This is a genomic window from Segatella copri (assembly GCF_026015295.1).
In the GTDB taxonomy this organism is placed as follows: domain Bacteria; phylum Bacteroidota; class Bacteroidia; order Bacteroidales; family Bacteroidaceae; genus Prevotella; species Prevotella copri_C.
Genome location: NZ_JAPDUW010000003.1, coordinates 1 through 5,425 on the forward strand (window position 1 = coordinate 1; position 5,425 = coordinate 5,425).

Below are 5,425 nucleotides of genomic sequence, written 5' to 3' on the forward strand. Positions count from 1 at the left end.
CTCTATGTATCTCCTTATCTCGTAGCTAACCAAGGCGGACGCTACACCAAGCACATCTATATCGGTAGCCAGCGAGTCGTTTCCAAGATTGGTGACTTCGACTCTTACGGCTCAGATCCACGCCGCATCCAGTATGCAGGTAGTGAGACTGATGGCTTGTCTGTTGATTATAAAGCTAAATATACCGGGCAGTTGCAGGTTATCAAGGATAATTATGCAACCTTTGCAGTGCCGTACAATGGCGAGGACAACAACGACTATGTCGATGGCAAGGGCTTCTGCTGCAATGACGGCAGTTTGGAGGCTGCGCAGGCACGAGCTATGGCAGCAAACATTGCCAAGGCAAAGGCTGTCAATGGCAACTTCAAGGAGAATGACGACTATGAGAAGATGCAGTTCTACTACCACCCAGACCATTTGGGTAGCAGTAGTTACATCACCAACCTTGATGGCGAGGTGGTGCAGCATATCGAATATGTGCCATTCGGCGAGGTGTTCATCGAGGAACGCAACGACGTATGGAACACGCCTTATCTCTTCAACGCAAAGGAATTTGACGAAGAGACAGGTATGTACTATTATGGTGCCCGCTACTATGACCCACATCTCAGTCTTTGGATGTCGACGGATGCACTAAAAGAAAAGGTTCCTAATGTATCTTCATATGCTTATACAGAAAATAATCCTATAACATATGTTGATCCTGATGGAAATTTCCGTTGGAAATGGTTGGCTCAGTGGTCTCGAAAATGGCATAATTTATGGCATAAGAATAAAGCATCTGAAATAATGGAAAACAAGAATGCAAAAAATCCATATTTTAGATATACCTATCAGGTTGGATCTGTTGAAAATGGAGAGGTAGTTGTAACGCTTCATTATAAGATAGGTAAAGAATTTGTTCAGACAGCTCAAGATGTTGGTGATGCGGTTTCCGTTGCTGGTTATGCTTGTACTCTTTCGGTTGTTGGTGCAGAAATTGGTGTACCTTTAGCAGCTTCTGGAAACGGAATATCGGGTGCTTTTGGAGCTGCTGAATTCGGTATAGATTTAATCAATGGTGATTTCTCGAATAACAAAAAGAGTTTTATTTATTATTCAGCAGAGTTACTCATTGAGAAAATACTTGGTAAAATACTGCCAGGGTTTGGGAAAAAATTAGGAGAAAAAGGGTTTGATTTAGGAACAGAAATTGTAACTCAAGGTACACGTTTGAAAGAGACTATTGTTGAACGTACTGTCGATGAGGTAATCGAACGTAAGAAAGAAAACGCTCAACCAGATTCGACCACAGTAGAACAATTCCAACCGCATAAAGATGATAAATCTAATAGATTAACAGATGATTGAAGATATGTTCTTTTGCGTTATTTCAATTGTAGTGGGAGGCTATTTAGTGTCTCAAAAATTAAGAGCTATTTATAATAGACTCCCCCTTTCTCTAAAAGATAAGATTTCTTTTGGGGAAGGACTCATCCTAATTATATCTGGGTTCATTGCATTATATGTGAAATCGGCTATACCAATTAATGATTTGCTTTTTGGGTGTTTCCTACTTCCGAAAATGTATCAACAAGAAAAGTATTGGAATGCTCGTCGTTTTACAACCGCATACATAATGCATTGTAGCGGTTGGATTTTAAGTATAGGGATTATTATCTATGGTATTCTCCAATTATTTCAGCCTATATAAATTGTAAAAACATAGATTAGTTCAACAATAAAACAAATTCAGTGAGGCTATGTTCAAAAAAATTGAACACAGCCTCATTTTGTATATGACGAACTTTCATAATCTGTACATCCGTTTACGACATGGGCGACCGCCGCACGGAGGTCAACCACCCGGCAAGTGGAACCACCTCGTTCACTTACGACGCACTCGGCAACGTGCTCACCAAGTAGACGGCTAATATGGTAGAGGAAGGCAAGATGATAACCTATACCTACGACTACCACCACCTGACAGGTATCAACTATCCTGACCACCCGGAGAACAACGTGAAGTATTACTATGGTGGTCGCAATGCCTCTCAGAACCGTATCGGTAGGTTGATGCTCCGTGAGGACGGAACAGGTGCCATTGAGTATTTCTATGGCAAGATGGGCGAGGTGACCAAAACCCGCCGCACGATGATTGTGCCTAACCAGGCGATAGCAACTTATGTGACGCAATGGACTTATGACAGCCACAACCGCCTGTTGGAGATGATTTATCCTGATGAGGAGAAAATAACCTATTCTTACAATCTCGGTGGTCAGCTTGAAAAGGTTCATGGCTACAAGTCATACGGCTACGACTATGTAAGCAAGATTGGCTATGACAAGTTCGAGCAGCGCACATACTTGAAGTATTGCAACGGTGCTGAGACCTTCTACACCTACGACCCACAGCGTCGCAGATTGCAGAACCTCACGGTAAACAGTGGTGGCAACACCATTATGGATAACGCTTACACTTACGATGCGGTGAGCAATGTGCTCAGCGTGCTAAACGGTGCGTCAGTTCCACAGAGTGGAAAGGCTGGCGGACAGATGGCGCATACCTATACATATGATGCCCTCTACCGTCTCGTTAGTGCAACTGGCGAGTTATTTCATCGAGAGAAGTAGAGCTGTTTTGGGCAACAACAGAAAGTCCATCAGTCTCACTACCAGCATACTGGATGCGGCGTGGATCTGAGCCGTAAGAGTCGAAGTCACCAATCTTGGAAACGACACGCTGACTACCTATATAGATATGCTTTGTATAGCGACATTCATCTTGTAGTCGCACCTATTTTCTGGACAAGATGCAGGAGAAGTTGAATGAGAAAATGCGGAGGGATGATGAATTGGAGAGAATGAGGAGATGAAAATGCAAAGCACCATTGGCTATGAAATGTGTAACCAATGGTGCTTTGTGAATCGTTATAGAATTTTCGTTTCAAAGAAATTCTTTATCTTGTATATACCTATATCATGCTTATAGCGTCCGAACAGAAGTTGTGGATTGACATTGTGTTTGTCTGCTTCTGTCTGAATATATGGTGCTATTTTATAAGGTACAACATCACGAGTCCTTGCCATGAACTTTTTCCAGTCCGCATTTGGTAGGGTCGCATTTAAAGCAAACTCGTCAGCCTCAGACTCCTCGATGTTCTTCTTGTCCTCCATGAGATTAATCATTGCCTTACCATTTTGGGTAAGGTGCTTGAATACATGACCGACCTCATGTAAAGTGGTGAAAGCAAAATTATCAATGGAAGCTATTCTCTCAGTGATGACAATCGTTGGTGTATCTCCTATCCAAAAGGACATTCCATCAACAGGAACTTGCCCAACCTTATTGACTACAAGAAAACGAATGCCATACTTGTTAAGAACCTCTTGGGTTTTGTTCACCGTATTCTTGTTTTCTTTAAACGCATTGTTCAGCTCTCTTGCCAGCATCTCTGTATCTGCCCCCTTGTCAAATGTACATAAAGTTGAATCATCATTTTTAGAGAGATGATAGCAATAATATTTCCAAGACAGAATGTCCACGGGATTGGTTTTCACCTTTTCTGACTTGCGGTAATAAGAAAGTTCCATTTCTTCTGCCTTCAAACCAAAGAAATCATCCAAGTTATCCACGGAAAAGACCTCGAAGATGCGTTTTACATCCTCGATGATGTTTCCTCTAACGATACCGACTTTTCTGAAAAAGGGAATTGATACTTGGTCTTTGAGTACATTCCAAATCTCAAGCATTTTAGTCTGCAACACAACCCTTTCGCTCTGTTTGGCGCAATCCAATTCGTATTGCGTCTGGATGTTCATGAGATATGTCGCAGAAATGCCGAGAGCGTTTTCCAACAACAATGCCATTTCAGGTGTCAGAGAACGTTTACCTTTTATGACATCATTCAGAATGGATTTCTGTATGCCAGTGAGTTCGGACAATTCGCTCTGCTTCATATTACGAGCAGACAATTCGTCCTTAATCACCTCGCCCACATGAGTAGCCTCAAATGGGACTGCCTGATTGAAACTAAACTTAGTCATAATGATGTGATATTTCAATTAATTCTATTTCGGTAATGATAATACTGCCATCGGCAGGAGAGCTTTGGAAAATCAATCGCCAGACATCATTGCATCTTACGGATTCTTGATCTTTTCTGTCTCCGTGCAATCTTTCGTAGCGCAAGCCATGATCACGCATAATGTCTTCAATTCTTGTGGCAGCTCTCATTTTGTTGACAGCCTTAACATAACCCTTGATTGCGGCTATAGGAAGTCTTTTATACTTCTTGTCAGATGTCTTTCCATTTTCGAACAGTTCCAACAAAGCCTCGTCTTCACTTGTTATGTTCATATATTATTCAGCCATGTTATTTTTATTTGTGTGCAAAGTTACGATAAATATTTCGATTATCAAAATTGATAACTAATTATTAGCTGTATTATAATCATTTTTAACTATTATTCTTGGCATTCGCGGAAAAAAGCAATAGGACAAACCTATTTATATTCAACTGTGAAAAGCGCATTTATGCCTTCTGTATCAAGTGCTTCAAGTTCTCATCGTTGGCGATACGCCCCAGCTCATCCTTGACTATCTGCTTGACATCCTCCTTGACTTGGTTGTAGTTGTCCTGTATGGTCTGCTCCATACAGTCGTTGCCATCCGCATCCAAGAAATCGTTGATGATGGGGAGTTTCTGATAACGACTTTCCTCCCGTTTCACCTTTTCGGTATCAACTACTATCACGGCATGGAATATATTCTGCTCGATACGCTCGTTGAAGTTATCGGAAACAGAGCCGACAAACATTCCTTGGGTGAGTCTGCTAATCTTGCTCGGCGGAATGAGACTGTCCATTTGGGTATTGATGGATGTAGAAACATCCTGACGGTTGATGGAAATAGACTGGCGCTTTTGGAGTACTTTTCCAAAACGCTCGGATAAAGTCTTGGAGGTCTCGCCAACGACCTGTCCGCTGAAGATATTACCAACGGTATTGATAACCACCTTTGCCTCCTTGTCTCCATAATCACGAACCAATTGCGAGAAGTCCTGGAAGCCCAAGCAGACGGCAACCTTGTTGCTTCGTGCCGTAGCAATCAGATTATCCAAACCTTTGAAATAGATGGTCGGAAACTCGTCAATGATAACGGATGATTTGAGTTGTCCCTTCTTGTTGATGAGTTTCACTATGCGGCTGTTGTACAAGCCGAGTGCAGCACCATAAATGTTCTGACGGTCGGGATTGTTGCCGACACATAGAATTTTCGGTTCTTCGGGATTGTTGATGTCGAGTGTAAACTCGCTTGCGGACATAGCCCCATCATAAAAAAATGAATAGCAAGTATTCCTGCTGAGTTTATCAAATCAGGGCCATTGTTGTTGATGACGACTCTACCATCAGCTCATATATACCTTTCCGACACAAGCATATA

The 5,425-nt window shown here is 42.0% G+C and carries 5 protein-coding genes and 3 pseudogenes; 4 read left to right on the forward strand and 4 right to left on the reverse strand.

All coding sequences use genetic code 11. The features are described from left to right. The 3 genes and pseudogenes from ONT18_RS17190 to ONT18_RS17205 all read left to right on the forward strand — a co-directional run. A partial coding sequence (locus ONT18_RS17190; RefSeq protein WP_264907288.1) for an RHS repeat-associated core domain-containing protein occupies positions 1-1,350 on the forward strand: 1,350 nt, incomplete at its 5' end. Beyond that, positions 1,343-1,693, forward strand: coding sequence for a hypothetical protein (locus ONT18_RS17195; RefSeq protein ID WP_264907289.1), 351 nt, complete (start codon positions 1,343-1,345; stop codon positions 1,691-1,693). The genes ONT18_RS17190 and ONT18_RS17195, both read left to right, overlap by 8 nt. 362 nt (positions 1,694-2,055) lie before the next feature. Next, a pseudogene (locus ONT18_RS17205) lies at positions 2,056-2,589 on the forward strand (RHS repeat-associated core domain-containing protein); the annotation flags it as partial. Here the strand turns inward: ONT18_RS17205 and ONT18_RS17210 are convergent. Next, positions 2,576-2,776: a hypothetical protein gene (locus tag ONT18_RS17210; RefSeq protein ID WP_228113783.1), complete on the reverse strand. Its 201-nt coding sequence runs from the start codon at positions 2,774-2,776 to the stop codon at positions 2,576-2,578. The pseudogene ONT18_RS17205 and the gene ONT18_RS17210 overlap by 14 nt on opposite strands. On the opposite strand from ONT18_RS17210, the pseudogene ONT18_RS17215 reads away from it, so the two are divergent. Further along, a pseudogene (locus ONT18_RS17215) lies at positions 2,754-2,855 on the forward strand (RteC domain-containing protein); the annotation flags it as partial. The gene ONT18_RS17210 and the pseudogene ONT18_RS17215 sit on opposite strands and share 23 nt — an antisense overlap. 55 nt (positions 2,856-2,910) lie before the next feature. Here ONT18_RS17215 and ONT18_RS17220 read toward each other — a convergent pair. The 3 genes and pseudogenes from ONT18_RS17220 to ONT18_RS17230 all read right to left on the reverse strand — a co-directional run. Continuing rightward, positions 2,911-4,026, reverse strand: a complete 1,116-nt coding sequence (locus ONT18_RS17220; RefSeq protein ID WP_264907292.1) for a HigA family addiction module antitoxin — start codon at positions 4,024-4,026, stop codon at positions 2,911-2,913. Then, entirely contained in the window at positions 4,019-4,339 is a 321-nt protein-coding gene (locus tag ONT18_RS17225; protein WP_025867317.1) for a type II toxin-antitoxin system RelE/ParE family toxin, read from the reverse strand. The genes ONT18_RS17220 and ONT18_RS17225 overlap by 8 nt, the downstream gene beginning before the upstream one ends. A gap of 175 nt (positions 4,340-4,514) precedes the next feature. Continuing rightward, a pseudogene (locus ONT18_RS17230) lies at positions 4,515-5,306 on the reverse strand (TraM recognition domain-containing protein); the annotation flags it as partial. Positions 5,307-5,425: the final 119 nt, after the last annotated feature.